This is a genomic window from Shimia sp. (assembly GCF_041624275.1).
Taxonomy (GTDB): Bacteria; Pseudomonadota; Alphaproteobacteria; order Rhodobacterales; family Rhodobacteraceae; genus Shimia.
Map to the genome: position 1 here is coordinate 1 of NZ_JBFJVE010000003.1, position 17,613 is coordinate 17,613.

Sequence of the window (17,613 nt, forward strand, 5' to 3'; positions counted from 1 at the left end):
AATTCGGCGCGCTGATGCTCCAGCGCCAGCTTCAGCCGGTCGATCCGCAGGTTGCGGTCGTGAAACAGCCCGTTCAGCTCGTCGATCTTGCCCGCCTGCCAGCGCATGCGGGCCTGTTCGGCGCGATGGGCGGTCTGTATCGCATCCACTTCGGCCCGGTGCGCGGTCTGTATCGCGTCCACTTCGGCCCGGTGTGCGGTCTGTATCTCGTCCTGTGCGGCGCGGTGCGCGGCGGCCGCATCCTCCAGGGCGCGGATGTGCGCCCGGCTCTGTTCCCGGGCCTGCTTTCGGGTCTGGTCCAGGGCGGCATTCAGCTCTGCGATCTGCTGATCCTGGCCCTCGCGGCGCTGTTCCAGCGCGGTGATGCGCTGCGCGCCGGCCTCCAGCATCTGACGCTGCGCCTGGGTCTCCTCCGACTGGGCGCGCAGGGCGCCGGCGCCGGCACGGATGGTCGCGGCGCTGGCCTCGGAAAGGTCGCTGAGCGGCAGCTCGGCGGCATCGAAGGCGGCGCCGATGCGGTCCAGCGCCGCCTGCGCCGGCGCCGAGGCCGGCTGCAGCACCAGCCGGTGCAGCGCGTCATGGGCCTCGTGGACCCAGCCGCGCAGCGCCGGGCGGCCGGAAATCTCCTCGTCGCGCTCTTCCTCGTGGCGCAGGTGCGGGCTGAGGAACTCCTCGATGATCGGCGCGCTGCCGGTCAGCGGTTCGGCGAAATCGAACCCGCCCTGGCGGGCGAGGCGCGGCAGTTCCGACTGCCAGTCCTTCATCAGCGCGTCATAGTCGCAGAAGGCGCGCGCCCGCCCCCGTGTCGCCGCCTCGGCCTCGAGCACGTGGCGCAGCCACATCAGGGCGGCCTGCGAGTCGCCCAGCCCCTCGGGCCAGTTCGAGCGCCGCTTGCGCAGCGAGCGCACCACCTCGGCCGGGTTGCGGAAGGCGATGATCGGCACCACCCGGTAGCCGAGCGCGTCCAGCGCCTCGAGATAGAGCGGCGCCAGGCGGCAGATCCGCGGATCCTTCAGCACGATCCGCTTTCGCTCGCCATATTCCCGCCCCAGGAGGTCGACCAGCTGGCGGCGGGCGGTGGTCATCTCCGCCGGGCTCAGCCGGGCCGGCGGCAGGGCCCTGAAATCATGCCATGACGACTGCATCGCCGCGAGCATCCGGTCGTTGAACAGGACCACGTTCTCGGGCTCCCAATGGCCGGCCTCGTTGCCCTCGAGGGCGCCGATCAGCCGCTCGGGCAGCGCATGGCCCAGAAGGTTCAGCACCCGGGTCAGGGCGCTGGTGCCCGAACGGTGCATGCCGAGGATCAGAAGGCAGCTGCGATCGGCGCCGGTTTCGGGGCCGGTGTCGGGGCCGGTGTCGGCGGCGGAAGGGGCGCCGGCGGGGGCAGGATCGGCTTTGGCTGGGGACATCTATCGGCTTTTGAACAAAGGGGGGGAAAGGATCGGTTTGCAATGCGGTGCTGTGACGTCTTTACCCAGCCCGGGCGCCAAAATCCAGCCGGCTTGTGGCGCCGCCGCGGCGCTCAGACCCAGCCGCACAGCACCAGCCCGTAGAGCAGCAGGTTCTCGCGCGGCGTCTGGCGGTGCAGCCCGAGGCGGCGGAAGGCGCGCGCCCGGGCCGGGCCGCCGGGGCCGTCGAGCGCCGCGACGACCGCCGCCAGCAGGGCGCGGTTGTCGGCGGTCAGACAGTCCTGGCGGCGCTGCAGCGCCGCCAGGTTGGCCCGGATCCAGCCCTGGTAGCGGCGCTGGCGCACCAGGGTCAGCCGCGCCCCGGCGGCGGCCAGGCCGCGATGGGCGCCAAGCACGTTCTCGGGGTGCTGGCGATAGAGGATGCCGGGTTCGGGATCGAGGATGACCTCGGCCCCGGCGCCGGTCAGCAGGAGGTAGATCCACCAGTCGTGGAAGGGCGGCGGCGCCTCGGGCGCCGGGCCCCGGCGCAGCAGCGCCAGCGCCGCCGGGGGCAGCAGGATGCAGTTGCCGGGCAGCACGTTCTGCACCAGCGCATTGGCAAAGCCGGGGCCGCGCCGGGGCAGGGGGGCGGCATCGATCGGCGCCAGATCGGCGGTGACGCGCAGGCTGCCACAGCCGTAGACGACCGGCGCCGCGCCGGCGCCTTGCGGCCGGGCGGCGATCTGCGCCAGCCCGCGTGACAGTTTGTGCGGCAGCCAGACATCGTCCTGATCCGACAGCGCCACGGTGGTGGTCGCGGGCAGCTCGGGATGGGCGAGCAGCGACATGAAATTGGCCGCATGGCCGCGGCAGGGCCCGTCGATGAGGCGGATGTCGCGCCCCGGATGGGCGGCGCGGAAACGCCCGAGGATGGCGCGGGTGGCATCCTGCGAGCCGTCGTCGCTGACCCAGAGCGACCAGGCGGCATGCTCTTGGGCGAGGAAGGAGTCGAGCTGTTCCTGCAGATGCGCGGCGCCGTTGTAGGTGCACATCAGGATATGCACATGCGGGGCACCGGAAAGGGCGCCGGACAGGGCACCGGGCGGGGCACCGGACAGGGGGGCGGCAGGCATCGGCATCGCTCAGCGGGTCAACAGGTCGCGGTAGTAGCGGCGCAGGAACAAAAGCCCGATCAGGGCGCCGCAAAGGCCGAAGCCGATGACATAGGCCGGGCTGACGTAATCGCCGCTGTAGCTGATGTAGAAGGATTTGCGCATCTGGCCGATGATGTGGATCAGCGGATTGTACCACAGATAGCCGCGATAGGGCTCGGGGATGGTGGCGAACAGGAAGATGACCCCCGAGACGATCATCAGCGGGCGGGTGATAATCGCCCAGGCGCGCTGCCAGACCGGGAAGCGCAGGAACAGGAAGCAGTTCAGCGTGCCGACCCCGAAACACAGCGCCGCCAGCATCGCATAGGCCAGGGCGATGCCGGGAAAGTCGATCAGGGTGCGGGTCTCGAACAGCAGCAGGATGCCGCTCAGCACCACATAGCCGACCAGCATCTGGGTCAGGAAGTTGAGGAGGAAGCGGCCGAGGATGGCATCCATGAAGGTGACCCGCGGATAGGCCAGCAGCTGGCGCGAATACTGCAGCGCGGCGGCGGTCTTGTTGGCGACCTCGTTGAAGGCGAAGAAGGGCACCACCCCGGTGGCGTAGAAGATCGAGAAATTCTGCCCCAGCGGCGGCGCGTCGAAGGCCAGGGAAAACAGCAGCGCCAGCAGCAGGATGCCGGCGGCGGGTTCGAGGATCGCCCACAGGTAGCCCCCCGGCGAGCGGCCGTAGCTGCTGGCCATCTCGCGCAGCATCATCGCCATGATCGCCCGCAGGCTGGCCAGGCGGCGCGGCTGGGCGATGGATTTCAGAACCCGGTCCGGGCCGGTGGAGGTGTCGGCGCTATGCATTGGGGACCAAATTGACAAACTGGTGTTTTATCGTCCTTTTATGTAGGACTGCCCCCAGTTATTCAATTGTTCCTTTCGAGGCCTGCCCGTGACCACGCCCGCGCCGTCCAAACCGCCCGTGCCGCCCCAGAAGGCCGCCAACCAGGATCCGCCGCGCCCCGCCGCCGCGCCCATCGCGGTGCCGCCGCCGGCCCCCGCTGCCCGGATGCGCCGCCGCCACCACGGCGTCGCGCTCAGTTTCGCGCTGATGGTGCTGCTGCCGGTGCTGCTCAGCGCCTGGTATCTGTGGACCCGGGCCAGCGACCAATATGCCTCCTATGCCGGGTTCTCGGTGCGCACCGAAGAGGCCAGCTCGGCGATGGATCTCTTGGGCGGGCTGGGGGCGCTGTCGGGCTCGAGCTCTTCGGATACCGACATTCTCTACAAGTTCATCCAGAGCCAGGGGCTGGTGGCGACCATCGACGCCCGGCTCGATCTGCGCGCCCTCTGGGCCAAGGCCGACCCCGGCCGCGACCCGGTGTTTGCCTATCACGGGCCGGGCACCATCGAGGATCTGCTGGATTACTGGACCCGCATGGTCAAGGTCTACAATGATTCCGGCACCGGGCTGATCGATCTCGAGGTGCGCGCCTTCACCCCGCAAGATGCGACGCTGATCGCCGAGGCGGTCTATGCCGAGAGCTCGGCGATGATCAACCGGCTGTCGGCGATCGCCCGCGAGGATGCGATCCACTATTCGCGCGAGGAACTGGCCGGCGCGGTGGCGCGGCTGAAAGCCGCCCGCGCCGCCATGACCGCCTTCCGCAACCGCACCCAGATCGTCGATCCGCAGGCCGATATCCAGGGCCAGGTGGGGCTGCTGTCCTCGTTGCAGGCGCAGCTGGCCGAGACCCTGATCGAGCTCGACATCCTCAGCCAGACCACCCATGAGGGCGACCCGCGCGTCACCCAGGCCGAGCGCAAGGTGGCGGTGATCGAGACCCGCATGGAGGCCGAGCGCAGGAAGCTCGGCATCGGCGGCGAGGGCGACGAGGCCGTGGCCTTTGCCACCCTGGTCGGCGAATACGAGAGCCTCTATGTCGACCAGCAGTTCGCCGAACAATCCTATACCGTGGCGCTGGCCGCCTTCGATGCCGCCCAGGCCGAGGCGCGGCGCCAGAGCCGCTATCTGGCGGCCCATATCGCCCCGACCCGGGCCGAGCAGGCCGAATATCCGCAGCGCGGGGTGCTGCTGTTCCTGATCGGGCTGTTCCTGGTGCTGATCTGGGCGATCCTGACCCTGGTTGCCTACAGTCTCAAGGACCGGCGCTAGCGGCGATGATTGTCTTCCGGGATCTGTGCAAGAGCTTTGTCGTCAACGGCGAGCGCAACCCCGTGATCGACCGGGTCAACGCCTGTTTCCCGACCGGGGCCGCGGTCGGGCTGCTGGGGCGCAACGGGGCCGGCAAGTCGACCCTGCTGCAGATGATCGCCGGCACCATCACGCCGACCTCGGGCGAGATCCTCTCGGATGGCAGCATTTCCTTCCCGGTGGGTTTCGCCGGCTCGTTCCACCCCGATCTGACCGGGGCCCAGAACGTGCGTTTCGTGGCCCGCATCTACGGGATCGAAAGCGATGCGCTGCTGGATTTCGTCGCCGATTTCGCCGAGCTGGGCCGCGCCTTCCACCGCCCCTTCCGCAGCTATTCCTCGGGGATGCGCTCGCGGCTGGCCTTCGGGGTCTCGATGGGGATCCCCTTCGACACCTATCTTCTGGACGAGGTGACCTCGGTCGGCGATGCCGCCTTCCGGCGCAAGAGCACCGACTACCTGCGGGCGCGGATGCAGAATGCCGGGGTGGTCTTCGTCAGCCACTCGATCCCCATGGTGCGCGAGATCTGCAGCGCCGCGGCGGTGCTGGAGAACGGCAACCTGCATTATTTCGAGGATGTCGAAGAGGGTATCGCGCTGCATCAGGAGATGCTGCGCGGCGGTTGAACAGGCCGCAGAGGGCTTGCAGAGCCCCCCCCGCGGCCAGCCTGCCGGCAGAGGCTGCCGGGGGGCGATCGGGGGGGAGATCGGGGGCCGGTGCGGCCCCCGCGCCGGGCTCAGGCGAGCACGAAGTCCGACAGCGACAGATCCGAGAAGGACAGGCCGGTCAGGTTGATGGTCTGGGTGCCGAAGATCTGCAGCTCGACATCGCCGTCGCCGTCATGGCTGACCGCGACGTCGCGCTTGCGGATGCGGCCCATGCCCGAGACGTCGATCACATCGACCCCCTGGGTGAAATCGGTGATCTCGTCATAGCCGCCGCCGCTGCTGTCGAAGATGAAAGTGTCGGCGCCGAGACCGCCGGTCAGCACATTGTCGGCCTCGTTGCCGATCAGCGCGTCATTGCCGTCGCCGCCGATGGCGTTCTCGATCGAGACCCCATGGGCGATGGTATAGCCGCCATGGATGCCCTCGGCATAGGAGATCCAGCCGCCGCCGCCCTCTTCCAGCTGCAGCGTCGCGTCGCGCAGGTCGATGACCACATTGTCGCTGCCCACATAGGCCATGGTGTCATTGCCGCCGGCATCCCAGATGCAGCTGTAGAAGGTGCCGGCCGCGTTGGAGCCGGGCAGGTAATAGATGTCATCGCCGGTGGCGTAATCGTCATTGGCGCCGTATTTGTGCTGCAACAGGGCCACATCGACCGCCATCGGCGTGCCGACCCAGCCGTGGTCCGGGGTGGTGCCGGGGTTCAGCGGCCCGTCGGGGTGGGTGGCCCAGCCGTCGACATAGGACATCATCGTGTAGACGCCCTGGTTGAGATCGCCGGTGCCGGTATCGCCGGAATTGGAGACCCCGGGCAGCACCGTCGAGCCGCCGCCGTCATCATGCGGATGCGCCAGGCCGAGGCCGTGGCCGAACTCGTGGATCAGGGTGATGAAGCCGAAGCCGCCCTGTTCCAGCGATCCGTTGGTCGGGTTGCCGAATGCGTCGCCGGCATCCCAGAAATCGGATTCGCCGGCAAAGCCGCCCGAGCCGGCGCCGGGGGTGCCGGGGGGGTTGAAGACGCCGAGGAAGAGGCCGAAGGAATTGACCTTGTTGAGCTTGAACTCGGCATCATCCGGGTTGGCGGTCTCGACGAATTCGACGTCGATGATCGCCTCGAAAGTGTCGAAGGCGATCTCGACCTGCTGTTTCTCGTAGTCGGTCCACTCCATGCGCGGCATGAAACCGCCGAACAGGCCGGTGCCGGGCATGAAGTAATATTCGATGACCATGTCGCCGTCGCCGTTGATCTCGCCGCTGTCGACGCTGGTGCCGCCCCAGTCGATGGCATCCGTGTAATCGGAGGTGCCGCCATCCATGATCGTGCTGAGCGATGCCTTGTTCTTGAGCAATGCCTTGCGCATTTTCCACTCCCCTAAATTCTCATGACTTCGTGAAATGACTTTGGTACCGCGGCCGCACCTGCGGCGCCGGCACCGGCTGCCCCCACTTTGCGCGCCCTGCCGGCAAAGTCAACCATTGCCCCCGGGGGCGGCAGAACGGCTCCTATGGACAAGATTCTGTGTGCCACCTAAAATCCCGGTTCTCATCGGGGGCAAAGCCTGTACATATGGGCCCATTCGGCGCGGTTGCGAAATTTGCAAGGTCGATTTTGAAAATGGTAACCCGTCCCATGTAATTGTCGGAGTGTAATTTCTTGAACAAGCCAGAAGTCAGAAACAAGGAAGACCGCCGCCGGCTGGCCGAGATCGTCGCCGTGGGCCGGGAATCCGGCGCCCCCGCCGCCGAGCAGCTGGTGGTGGAATTCCTGCAGAACAAGCCGAAATCCTCCGAGGCCTTCATCGTCCTCTCACGCATCCTGCTGAAACAGGGCAAGCTGGACGACGCGGTGCGGGCCTGTGAAAAGGCGCGCCAGATCGAACCGATGCAGGTCGAGCCGCTGAACGGGCTGGGGCTGGTCTTCCTGCGCAAGAAGGACCACGCGGCGGCCGAGAAATGCTTTGCCGAGGCGATCGCGCTCGACGCCTCCTCGCGCCGCGCCCATCACGGCATCCTGTCGATCCGCTATGCCGCCGGAGAGTATGACGCGGCGCAGAAGGTCGCCGACCACATCCTGACCCTGAAGCCCGATGACGCGCGGGCCGAGGAGATGAAGCTGCGGATCCACCTCAAGCAGGGCGACCGCGAGGGCGCCATCGCGCTGCTGAAATCGGTGCTGCTGCGCAATGCCAAACATGACACCGCCTGCAAGGCCTTCCTGCGGCTGATGCGCTCGGAAGGGCGCGAGGAAGAGGCCTATCGCTTCGTCGAGCAGGATGCCAAGGACCACCCCGAGGATCTGGCCCGCGCCCGGCGCCTGGCCCGCATCGCCTTCCAGTCCGGCCGCACCGAGGCCGCGGTGGTGCAGTACCGCCATATCATCGAGGAGGGGTCGACCCGCCCCGACGACCGGGTGCTCTATATCTCGGCGCTGATCGCCAACCGCCAGCTGCGCGAGGCCGAGGCGCTGATCGCCACCCTCGGCGACCGCCGCGTCGTCACCCCGGTGGCCGGCAAGCTGCGCGGCGACATCGCGCTCGCCAAGGGCAACCCCGGCGAGGCGGTCGAACAGTATCGCGCCGCCTGCGAGGCGGCCCGGGTCGAGCCGGTCGCGGCCCGCGCCGAGGCCCGCTGCAAGGGCGTCGAGGAGCGCGCCCGGCTGTGGAGCAGCCATGCCCGCAAGATGATCATGGCGCGCCTCAAGGAGCTGCGCCGCAAGCGCCGGACCACGGACTAGCGCCGGCAGGCGCGCCCGCCGCCGGCCCTGTTGCGGCGGCGGGCGTCCCCGGCTCAAAGGCCGCGCCAGAGCCGCGCGGTGTCAACGATCGCTCAATCGGACCCTCAGATGCCCAACAACCTTGTCTATATCGTGATGGACAGCTGCCGCTATGACAGCTACGCGCGCGCCAAAACCCCCAACATGGACCGTCTCGCCATCGGCGAGAGCCGCTGGAGCTATGCCTCCTGGACCGCCCCCTCGCACCATTCGATCTTTCTCGGCCAGGTGGCCCATAAGGCGCCGACCAAGGTGCTGGCCTCGGAGGTCTACAAGCAGGAATATGCGCTCTGGGTCGACCGGCTCGACATTCCCGACCTGTCGTTCACCTCTTTCGTGCCCGAGCTGAGCCTGGCCAAGATGCTGCAGAGCCAAGGCTATCGCACGGTGGGCCGGGTCTCGATGCCGGTGCTCAACCCCTTCACCCCGTTCTCGCGCTTTTTCGACGATTACCAGCTGATGCCGGATCACAATGATTTCGCCGCCATGGTCGATCTGGTCGAGTTTTCCGCCGAGCAGCCCTCCTATTACTTCTTCAACCTCGGCGAGACCCATTACCCCTATATGCTGAAGGACGAGTCGCTGCCGCGCATCTCGGGCGTGCACGGGGTGGTCAAGGGCATGGACGGGGCGGTGCTGCGCAGCTCGGACGACAGCGGCGGCGAGCCCGAGTTCTTCTCGGCCGAGGATATGGCGATGCTGCACGAGCAGCAGGTGCGCTGCGTCGAACATGTGGACGGGCTGATCGCCGAGCTGCTGGCCAAATGCCCGCGCAACACCCATGTCATCATCACCTCGGACCACGGCGAATGTTTCGGCGAGGGCGATTTCTTCGGCCACGGGCCGGTGATGCACGAGAAAGTCTTCGAAGTGCCCTTCCTCGAGGCGCACCGCCCCTGATCGGCCCCTGATCGGCCCCTGATCCGGCCCTGAGCAGACCCTGAGCAGGCCGGACCCGGCCCGGACCCGGACTGCCGCCGGCAAACCACGGAAAGGCTTGCGACAGGGGGCCATTGCGCGCATATTGCTTGCGAAATGCAGAAAGTGCCGGCCCGCCGCGGCCGCGCCCTCTGCGAGCACGGATGCCCGCGCCGGGATTGGTACGCCGGGCAGGGCGCTTTGCGGGCCCGATTGAGTTGAAATGGATCGGCCCCGCGGCGGCGCCGCCGATGGTCCGAATTGCAGAATGGTATGCAAAAAGTGAATAAATCAGACAATTTCAATGAATTGGGCGAAGATTTCGCGGCCCGCGCCGAAACCGTGATCATGCGCGGCCTGCGCGCCACGCCCGAGGGGCTGCTCTGCTGCCTGCAATGGTCCGCTCCGGGCGCCGACCCGGAGGGGGCGCGCCACGGGCTGCGGGTGGTGCTGCGCCGCGCCGATGGCGGCGAAGAGACGGTTTTCGACCATAGCGAAGCGGGGCTGGGCGAAGCGGGGCTGGCGATGGGCAATGCGACCCTGTTCGGCCTCTGCGACCGGGATCTCGGCGCGGTGGTGGTCAACGGGCTCGAGACGACCCGGATCGAGGCCATCGACCCCGGCCTCGCACCGGCGGCCGGGGCGCTGAGCGCGGCCTGCCAGGGCTATGTCTCGGCGCTGGCCGCGCAGGATGGCACCCTTGCGGTGCTGGAGGAATATGTCGCGGACGAGGAACTGTGCCAGCGGCTGAGCTGGGCCGGCGGCGACGGCGCGGTGCGCCGCGCCGACCTGGCGGCGCTGGAGCTGCGCGCCGGGCGGATGATCTCGGGGCTGGTGTTCTGGCAGGGGCGGCTCTGCCTTCTGGTGGCGGATGTGCGCGCCGGGGCCGATGTCGTCGCCCTCGACCTTGCCGAGGCCAGCCCGGCGCCGCAGCCGCTGCTGGCGCGCGGCGCGCATCGCTTTGCCCTCGATGCCGCCTATGCCGCCGCCTGCCCGACCGGCGCGGGGCTGCTGCTGGGCTCGGCGGCGCTGAACGACAGCTCGGTGATGCTTGGCAACTGGGGCGGCGAGATGCTGCTGCTGATGCCCGAGGGCTGGGACCTGCTGGTCGGCCAGCCGCGGTTCTCGCCCGACGGGCTGAAGGTGCCGGCCTCGATGCAGGGGCCGGGTTTCGACGCGGCGGTGAACTGCGCCGTGCAGGCAATCGCGGCGCCGGCGGACGCGGAGGGCGGGCCGGTCTATGCGCTGGTGCAGGATTTCGCCGGCGAGACCATCGACGACCGGGCGGCGATCATTGCCGATTTCCGCGAGTACCGGGGCCGGGCGCGGCTGTTCGTCTCGCGCGATCTCGGCGAATGGAGCGCGGTCGAGATGGCGCTGCCCGTGACCTGCGGCGCGGTCACCAGCCTTGCCGTGACCCCCGAGGGGCTGGCGGTCGGCCACGAGGGGCCGGGCAGGGCGGGCCTGCCGCTGACCCTTGTCGCGGTGGCGGCGTGACGCCGGCCGGATGAGGCCGATCGCGGGGCGCGGCACGTGGCCCGGAAGCAAGCAGATCAGGGAGCCGAGACAATGGCGGTGAAGAAGACGACCAAGACCAGCAAGCGCAAGCCCAGGGCCGCCGCCAAGGCGGCCCCCAAGACGGAAACCGGGGCCGCCGCCAAGGCGGAAACCACGCCGCCGGCCCCGGCCGCGGCGCGGGCCGACCGTTCGGCCGATGCGCGCACCCGGCTGAAGGCGCTGAAGGCGCGGCGCGCGGCGCTGCAGACGATCCCCGACCCGGCCCCGGCGGCCGCCGGCGGTGACGACGGCACGGGCGGCGGCGGCGGCGGGCTGGCGGCCTTTCTCGGCGGCGGCGCGCCCTCCAAGCTGCACGGCAAGATCCTGACCCAGATCTACGGCATCCTGACCCAGAGCGCGGGCAGCGACACCAAGATGGTGCCGGGCACCCAGTTCAGCGAGCAGGGGGTGCAGGACCTGATGCAGAAACTGCATCGCCGCGCCGCCCACCCCGAGCAGAAGGGGGCCAAGGTCGCCAAGATGCTGCTCAGCTTCCTGACCCCCAAGGGCGGCGAAGAGGCGGTGATCGCCGGCGCCAGCCTCGACAAGCTGCGCGTGCTCTCGGGCGCCGCCAACCGTGTCGTCAAGGGCAAGTAGACCGCCGGGACCGCGCCGGCGGCGTTGTTTTCGCCGCCCCGGTCCCTAAATGCATCATCGGGCCCGGATATTGCCCGCGCCCGCCACGCCGCCAGGCTGACCGGATTTTGAACCCCGGAGGATTGAATTGAGTGAGATAGCCATCGCCGATGCCGGCCCCGACATGGCGCGGCCGGTCTTCATCCTGGCGGCGCCGCGGTCGTTCACCTCGCTGGTGGCGGCGATGATCGGCCAGCACCCCGAGCTTTACGGGGTGCCGGAGCTGAACCTGTTCCAATGCGAGACCATTGCCGAGTTCAACTCGGGCCAGGGCGCCGACGGGCGCAAGAAGTCGCCCTATTGGGCGGCGATGCGCCACGGGCTGCTGCGCACCGTGGCCGAGCTGTATTCCGGCGAGCAGACCGTGCAGTCGGTGGCCATGGCCGAGCGCTGGCTGAAGGCGCGCGAGAGCCAGAGCGCGGTCGAGGTGTTCCGCGAGCTCTGCGCCAAGGTGGCGCCGCTGCAGATCGTCGAGAAGAGCCCGGCGGTGCTGCGCAAGCAGGAATACATGCAGCGCATCCTCGAGGCCTGCCCCGGGGCGCGCTTCATCCATCTGGTGCGCAACCCGGTGTCGCAGTGCAAGTCGGTGCTGAATGCCAAGGGCGGGGTCGGGGTGCTGCTGGCGATCAACTCGGTCGATCACCGCGGCGCCAAGGCGGCGCTGGAGCCGCAGATCATGTGGCACGACACCCAGGTCCAGATCCTGCGCTTTCTCGACAGTCTGCCCGATGAGCAGTTCATCACCATCCGCGGCGAGGCGTTTCTCAGCAATCTCGACGACAGCCTGCCGGCGCTGTGCCGCTGGCTGGGCATTTCCGACGCCCCCGAGGCGATCGCCGCCATGCGCCGGCCCGAGGATTCGGCCTATTCCAACATCGGCCCCTCGAACGCGCCCCTGGGCAATGACGTCAATTTCCTCAACGCGCCGGCGCTGCGCGAAGGCAACGTCAAGAGCCCGCCGCTGGACAGCGCCCTGCCGTGGCGCGAGGACCGGGCGCCGCTGCACCCCCGGGTGGTGGCGCTGGCCGAGGCCCTGGGATATTGACCGCGATGGAATTCAAACCGCTCAGAGCCCCCGCCTACCGCGAGTTTGTCGGCCCCGAGTTCGGCGCCGGCGAAATCAGTGACGAAGCCGCCGGTCTCAAGCTGACCGACATCATGGCCCATCCCAAACTGTCCGAACTGGCGGTCTCGGTCTGGGAGGAGCTGCGCGACCAGTTCGCCGCCGAACGCCCCAGCGCCAAGCAGCAGGCCAATGCCGAGGAGCTGGCCTATCGCGAGAAGCTGGAAAAGATGGCCCTGGTGCTCGAGATCCTGCTCGAGGAAACGCTGGACGAGCTGGAACTGCTCAATGGCGGCGACCCCAACCTGTCGCGCGTCATCGTCTGAGCCGGGGGTCCCTGACGATGGTCCCGGCGCAGAAGCAGATCACCCGCCCCGGCCTGGCCCGGGCCGATTTCACCCGTATCGCCCGCAACGGCATCGGCGATGCCTATAATTCCTATCCCCATTCCATGGCCTGGTTCCGCGACCGGCTGATCGTCGGCACCACCCGCTCGAACCTGTGCCTGTTCAAGGTCTCCAAGATCAAGAAACGCATGGACCGCTGGCCGATCGAATGCCCCGATTATGTCTATGACCTCGACATGCGGGCGCAGATCTGGGAATACGACCCGCTGCATCAGGAGGGCACCGGCGAGAACGCCGGCTGGCGGCTGAACTGGCGCTCGCCGCATATCCAGTCCGGCGACGAGACCCTGCCGCGCGAGCTCGGCTATCGCGGCATGTGCGTGTTCCGCGGCGCCTCGGACGAGGACGACTGTCTCTATGTCGCCACCTATGCCCCGGCGCGCGCCCATGGCACCCGCATCCTGCGCTCGCTCGATGGCCGCAGCTTCGAGGAAATCCCGATGCCCGAGGGGTTCGACAAGTCGATCATCACCCTGCGGCTGCTGATCCCCTTCAAGGGCAAGCTGTTCACCAGCCCCACCGGCCGCGCCGGCGGCGATCCCAACCTGTCGGGCAATGCCTCGATCTATGTCAGCGACGACCCGGTCAACGGCAAGTGGCAGATCGCCAACCCGCCGGCCTTCGGCGACCCCAGCAACCTCGGCATCTTCGAGATGATCGGCTTTGGCGATTACATCTATGCCGGCACCGCGACCCTGAACGGCTTCCAGATCTGGCGCTCGCGCGCCGAGGGGCCGCCGCCCTACCACTGGGAGCGGATCATCTTCGACGGCGCCTTCCGCGGCTCGCTCAACCAGGGCGTGGCCTCGTTCTGCGTCCACAACGGGGCGCTTTACGCCGGCGGCGGCATCCAGCATGGCGGCGTCGACATGGTCACCGGCACCGGCCCGGCCGGCCCCGAGCTGATCCGCATCCAGGAGGACGGTTCCTGGGATCTGATCGTCGGCTCGCCGCGCTACACGATGGACGGGATGAAAATGCCGAAATCGGCCTTCCGCCCCGGGTTCGGCAGCATCTTCAACGGCTATTTCTGGCGCATGGCCAGCCATGACGGCTGGCTCTATCTGGGCACGCTCGACTGGTCGACGATGCTGCCCTATTCGGAAATGGGCAACTGGCCCGGCGCCATGCGCCGCGGGCTCGAGCGTTTCGGCCTCGAGGAGTTCATGGCGGTGCAGAGCGGCGCCGAACTGTTCCGCAGCGCCGATGGCGAGAACTGGCTGCCGGTCGACCGCCGGGGCTTTGGCAACAGGTACAATTACGGCATCCGCACCCTGCAATCGACGCCGCACGGGCTGGCGGTGGGCTTCGTCAACCCCTTCGGGCCGCGCATCGGCCTCGGGAGCGGCGAGGATTTCGCCTATCACGACAATCCCGACGGCGGCTGCGAGATCTGGCTCGGGTCGCCGTCGAAACCGGGGGCATGAAGGGGAGCGCTGTGTTGGGAACCCTGGGTCTTGCGTTACTGGTGACGGCGCTGCTGCTGCTGGCCGCCTGGGCCGGCTGGCAGCGGCTGCGGCCGCCGCCCGGGGGCGACCAGCTCACGGTGCATGCGGTGGGCGATGCGCTGCCGCCCTTTCTCGGCGGGCTCAGCCCGCTGGAGAAACAGGCCGCCGGCTTCGGGGTCGAGACCCTGACCCTGCGCTCGGGCGGGCGCAAGCGGCGGTTCCATTTCTACATGCCGCCGGCGGCGAAACGCGGCGGCGCCACCGGGGTGCTGCTGGTGCTGCACGGCGGCGGCGGCAACGCGCTGCAATTCGCCCATGCGGTGGGGGCGGTGCAGATGGCCAATACCCATGGCTTCGTGATCGTCGCCCCGCAGGGCTATGGCGCCTGGTCCTGGCTGACCCGGCGCGGCGGCTGGAACGCCGACAGCGTGACCCGGCTCGGCGCCGCCGAGGTCAGGAAGGTCGATGACCTCGGCTTTCTGGTCGACCTGATCCGCTTTGCCCGGTTCGAATCCGGCGTCGCGCCGGGGCGGGTCTTTGCCATGGGGGTCTCCAAGGGCGGCATGATGGCCTATCGCCTGGCCTGCGCCGCCCCGGACAGCATCGCCGCCATCGCCGTGGTGGCGGGTACGTTTTCGACCGATCTCTGCCCCGAGGGGGCGCCGGTGGCGCTGCTGCACATCCACGGCAGCGACGACGAGAACGTGCCGCTCGAGGGCGGGCGCGGGCTTTATTCGGCCAATGGCGCCGACTGGCCGCCGGTGGCGCGGGGGCTGGAGATCTTCAAACGCGCCAATGGCTGCGACAGCCCCGCCGAGACCACGCGCCCGGCGCCGGACACCACCTGCCAGAGCTTCCGCGACGCCGCCGGCGAGACCCGGGTGCAGTTCTGCCTGGTCGAGGGCGGCGGCCATGCCTGGCCGGGGGTCGCGCGCACCGAGCGCCAGCGCCGGCGCGGCATCTATGTCTCGCGCGATTTCGACGCCAGCCGCCATATCGCGCGGTTCTTCCTCGACCATTAGCCGCCGCCCGGCCTCCGGCACCCCCGGCCCCCTGTGGCGCCGGGGTCAGATCAGCAGCAGGTCATCGGCCAGAAGGGCGGGGCTGTCGACCCCCTCGAGGGTCAGGCTGCTGCCGTCGGCGAAGCTGAGCAGCAGGCCCTCGGCGACCGGGGTCGCCAGCGCGGCGAGATCGCCGGCGCCGCTGTCCGGCGCCAGCCCGAGGGCGGCGCGGTCGAGCACCAGGAGATCGCGGTCGTCCTCGAAATCGGTGATCCGGTCGCTGCCGCCCTGGAAGATGAAGACATCGGCGCCGCGGCCGCCGTCCAGCAGGTCGTCGCCGCTGCCGCCGAGCAGGATGTCGCGCCCGGACTCGCCGGTGAGCCGGTCGCCGCCCGTCCCGCCGAGCAGGATGTCGCGCCCGGTGCCGCCGGTGAGCCGGTCGCCGCCGCCCTGGCCAAGCAGCAGGTCGTCGCCTTCCGCCCCCGACAGGGCATTGGCGTCGCGGCTGCCGACCAGCGCGTCGTCATAGGGCGAACCGATCAGGTTCTCGATCCCGCTCAGGCTGTCGCCGGTGGCCATGCCGGTGCCGGCGCCGCCGTCAAGCCGCGCGGTGACCGCGCCGGGGGCCGTGGCATAGCTTGCCGTGTCGCTGCCGGCGCCGCCCAGCAGCGTGTCGCTGCCGCGCCCGCCCACCAGCGTGTCGTCGCCCTCGCCGCCCTCGAGACGGTCGTCGCCGTCGCCGCCCTCGAGCAGATCCGCGCCGCCGTGGCCATAGAGGATGTCGTCGCCGCTGCCGCCCAGCAGCCGGTCGGGCCCCGGCGTGCCCTGCTGCGGCTGCGGCGGCAGCGTCGGCGCCAGCGGCACCCGGTCCAGCGGCACCAGGCTCCACTCGGCGACCTCGGCCGCCTCGAGGCTGCTGCCGTCGAGGGTGCGGATCTCGAGCAGCTCGTCGGCGAAATAGAGATCGGCGCCGCCGGGCACCGGGATCACCGTCAGCTGATCGGCGTCGTGCAGCAGGGGCAGGGCGGAGAGGTCGAGCCGGTCCTCGGCGGGGTCGAAATCGGTGATCCGGTCGCGCTCCCCGTCATGGGTCATGACGAAGATGTCGGCGCCTTCGCCGCCGCTCAGCAGGTCGCTGCCGGTGCCGTCGATCAGCACGTCGTCGCCGGCGCCGCCCAGCAGCGTGTCGTCGCCGCCGGCACCGTAGAGGATGTCGTGATCGGCGCCGCCCGCCAGCCGCTCGCCGGCATCGCCGCCGCTCAGCGTCAGCCCCACCGGGCCGGGGTCGTAGCTCAGCACCGTCAGCCCCGCCTCGGCGCCGCTGGCGACATAGATCTCCAGCACCCCGTCGTTTTCGCCCATCGCCAGGGCGCTGACCCCGGCGAGCCCCATCTGGTCACTGTCGGCAAGGCTGTCGAGATGCAGCAGCCGCCCGTCGGGCAGGATCTGGAACAGGCTCAGCCCGTCGTCATCGCCCGCCGCCAGCACATAGGCGCGCCCGTCCACCACCAGGCTTTCCAGCTGGCAGGCGCCGGAAAACCGCTGCTCGAGACCGTCGATCACCTGGTCGGTGGCGATCAGCTGCCCCTCGGCGTCGAGCCGCAGCACGGTCAGCGAACTGCTGCCGGCGGCGGCGGTCACCACATAGCCGGTGCCGTCGAGCGTGAGCGCGGTCAGCGCCACCGGGTCGGCGATCGGCAGCCCGGTGGCGGCGCCGGCGCTGCCGGTCTCGACCAGCGCGCCATCGGCGCCGATCGCATAGGCCACCACCCGGTCCTCGGCGCTCATCGCGGCCAGCAGATAGACCGTGCCCGCGACCTCGAGACTGGCGAAATCCGCCGTGCCGATCCCCGCCACCGGCGTCGCCGGCGTGTCGTGGATCAGGGTCAGGCTGCCGTCGCCCGCCAGCTGATAGGCCGAGATCCGGCTGCTGCCGGCCCAGCTGGCATAGAGATAGGTCTCGCCCGCCACCTCGACGGCGAAATACTGCGCCGCCATGCCGTCGAACCCGGGCCCGAGGCCGCCAGCGGCGCCGAAGCCGCCATCGCCGCTCAGCTGCCAGGCCGGCGGGCTGGCCAGGCCGATCCCGCTGACCAGGGCGGTGGTGGCGCCGCCGATCTCCAGCAGTTCGAGATCGCTGCCGGGCACCAGCAGCCCCTGGACCGGCAGCGCCTGCTGGTCGCGCAGCACCAGGCCGCTCCCGGTGATCTCGAAGACCGTCAGCCCGCCGCCGCCGCGGGTGGTGGCATAGAGGAACAGCCCCTCGGGGCCGTGGTAAAGCTCGAGGTCGCAGATCCCGGCCAGGTAGCTGGCGGCGGGATCGTCGACATGGGCCTGCAGTTCCAGTTCCGGCACGGGCACCCCCCGGTTCGCGGTTTCCTCGGTGCCGCTCAGCCTGTCAGCCGGGGTTTAAGACCGGGTCGCCGCAATGTG

15 protein-coding genes are annotated in these 17,613 nt (G+C 69.3%); 10 read left to right on the forward strand and 5 right to left on the reverse strand.

The genetic code is table 11. The features are described from left to right. The 3 genes from ABZD10_RS00530 to ABZD10_RS00540 all read right to left on the reverse strand — a co-directional run. Positions 1 to 1,412, reverse strand: a 1,412-nt coding sequence (locus ABZD10_RS00530; RefSeq protein WP_372884144.1) for a hypothetical protein, incomplete at its 3' end; no start/stop codon positions are given. A 113-nt stretch (positions 1,413 to 1,525) separates the two neighbouring features. Further along, positions 1,526 to 2,524, reverse strand: a complete 999-nt coding sequence (locus ABZD10_RS00535) for a glycosyltransferase (RefSeq protein WP_372884145.1) — start codon at positions 2,522 to 2,524, stop codon at positions 1,526 to 1,528. A gap of 9 nt (positions 2,525 to 2,533) precedes the next feature. After that, a complete protein-coding gene (locus ABZD10_RS00540) occupies positions 2,534 to 3,358 on the reverse strand; it encodes an ABC transporter permease (protein WP_372884146.1) in 825 nt (274 codons plus the stop codon). Between the two features lie 88 nt (positions 3,359 to 3,446). Between ABZD10_RS00540 and ABZD10_RS00545 the strand changes: the two genes are divergently transcribed. Both ABZD10_RS00545 and ABZD10_RS00550 read left to right on the forward strand, forming a co-directional pair. Next, positions 3,447 to 4,670 carry a capsule biosynthesis protein gene (locus ABZD10_RS00545; protein ID WP_372884147.1) on the forward strand — a complete coding sequence of 408 codons (1,224 nt, stop codon included), beginning with the start codon at positions 3,447 to 3,449 and terminating at the stop codon, positions 4,668 to 4,670. 5 nt (positions 4,671 to 4,675) lie between these two features. Beyond that, the gene (locus tag ABZD10_RS00550; protein WP_372884148.1) at positions 4,676 to 5,335 is read left to right on the forward strand and encodes an ABC transporter ATP-binding protein; all 660 of its coding nucleotides are present in this window, start codon (positions 4,676 to 4,678) and stop codon (positions 5,333 to 5,335) included. A gap of 110 nt (positions 5,336 to 5,445) precedes the next feature. Here the strand turns inward: ABZD10_RS00550 and ABZD10_RS00555 are convergent, their stop codons facing one another. Then, positions 5,446 to 6,738, reverse strand: coding sequence for a M10 family metallopeptidase (locus tag ABZD10_RS00555; RefSeq protein WP_372884149.1), 1,293 nt, complete (start codon positions 6,736 to 6,738; stop codon positions 5,446 to 5,448). Positions 6,739 to 7,031: 293 nt separating this feature from the next. Between ABZD10_RS00555 and ABZD10_RS00560 the strand changes: the two genes are divergently transcribed. The 8 genes from ABZD10_RS00560 (at position 7,032) to ABZD10_RS00595 (ending at position 15,201) form a co-directional block, all read left to right on the forward strand. Further along, the gene (locus ABZD10_RS00560) at positions 7,032 to 8,111 is read left to right on the forward strand and encodes a tetratricopeptide repeat protein (protein ID WP_372884150.1); all 1,080 of its coding nucleotides are present in this window, start codon (positions 7,032 to 7,034) and stop codon (positions 8,109 to 8,111) included. 108 nt (positions 8,112 to 8,219) lie between these two features. After that, positions 8,220 to 9,050: a sulfatase-like hydrolase/transferase gene (locus tag ABZD10_RS00565; protein ID WP_372884151.1), complete on the forward strand. Its 831-nt coding sequence runs from the start codon at positions 8,220 to 8,222 to the stop codon at positions 9,048 to 9,050. Positions 9,051 to 9,341: 291 nt separating this feature from the next. Then, positions 9,342 to 10,565, forward strand: a complete 1,224-nt coding sequence (locus ABZD10_RS00570; RefSeq protein WP_372884152.1) for a hypothetical protein — start codon at positions 9,342 to 9,344, stop codon at positions 10,563 to 10,565. Between the two features lie 72 nt (positions 10,566 to 10,637). Then, positions 10,638 to 11,222, forward strand: coding sequence for a hypothetical protein (locus tag ABZD10_RS00575; protein ID WP_372884153.1), 585 nt, complete (start codon positions 10,638 to 10,640; stop codon positions 11,220 to 11,222). A gap of 127 nt (positions 11,223 to 11,349) precedes the next feature. Then, positions 11,350 to 12,306, forward strand: a complete 957-nt coding sequence (locus tag ABZD10_RS00580; protein WP_372884154.1) for a sulfotransferase — start codon at positions 11,350 to 11,352, stop codon at positions 12,304 to 12,306. Between the two features lie 5 nt (positions 12,307 to 12,311). Continuing rightward, entirely contained in the window at positions 12,312 to 12,650 is a 339-nt protein-coding gene (locus ABZD10_RS00585; protein ID WP_372884155.1) for a hypothetical protein, read from the forward strand. Positions 12,651 to 12,667: 17 nt separating this feature from the next. Next, entirely contained in the window at positions 12,668 to 14,158 is a 1,491-nt protein-coding gene (locus ABZD10_RS00590; RefSeq protein WP_372884156.1) for a hypothetical protein, read from the forward strand. Positions 14,159 to 14,169: 11 nt separating this feature from the next. Then, positions 14,170 to 15,201, forward strand: coding sequence for a PHB depolymerase family esterase (locus ABZD10_RS00595; protein ID WP_372884157.1), 1,032 nt, complete (start codon positions 14,170 to 14,172; stop codon positions 15,199 to 15,201). Positions 15,202 to 15,246: 45 nt separating this feature from the next. Here ABZD10_RS00595 and ABZD10_RS00600 read toward each other — a convergent pair whose 3' ends face one another. Then, complete coding sequence (locus tag ABZD10_RS00600; RefSeq protein WP_372884158.1) at positions 15,247 to 17,535, reverse strand: M10 family metallopeptidase C-terminal domain-containing protein; 2,289 nt, start codon at positions 17,533 to 17,535, stop codon at positions 15,247 to 15,249. Positions 17,536 to 17,613 lie beyond the last annotated feature (78 nt).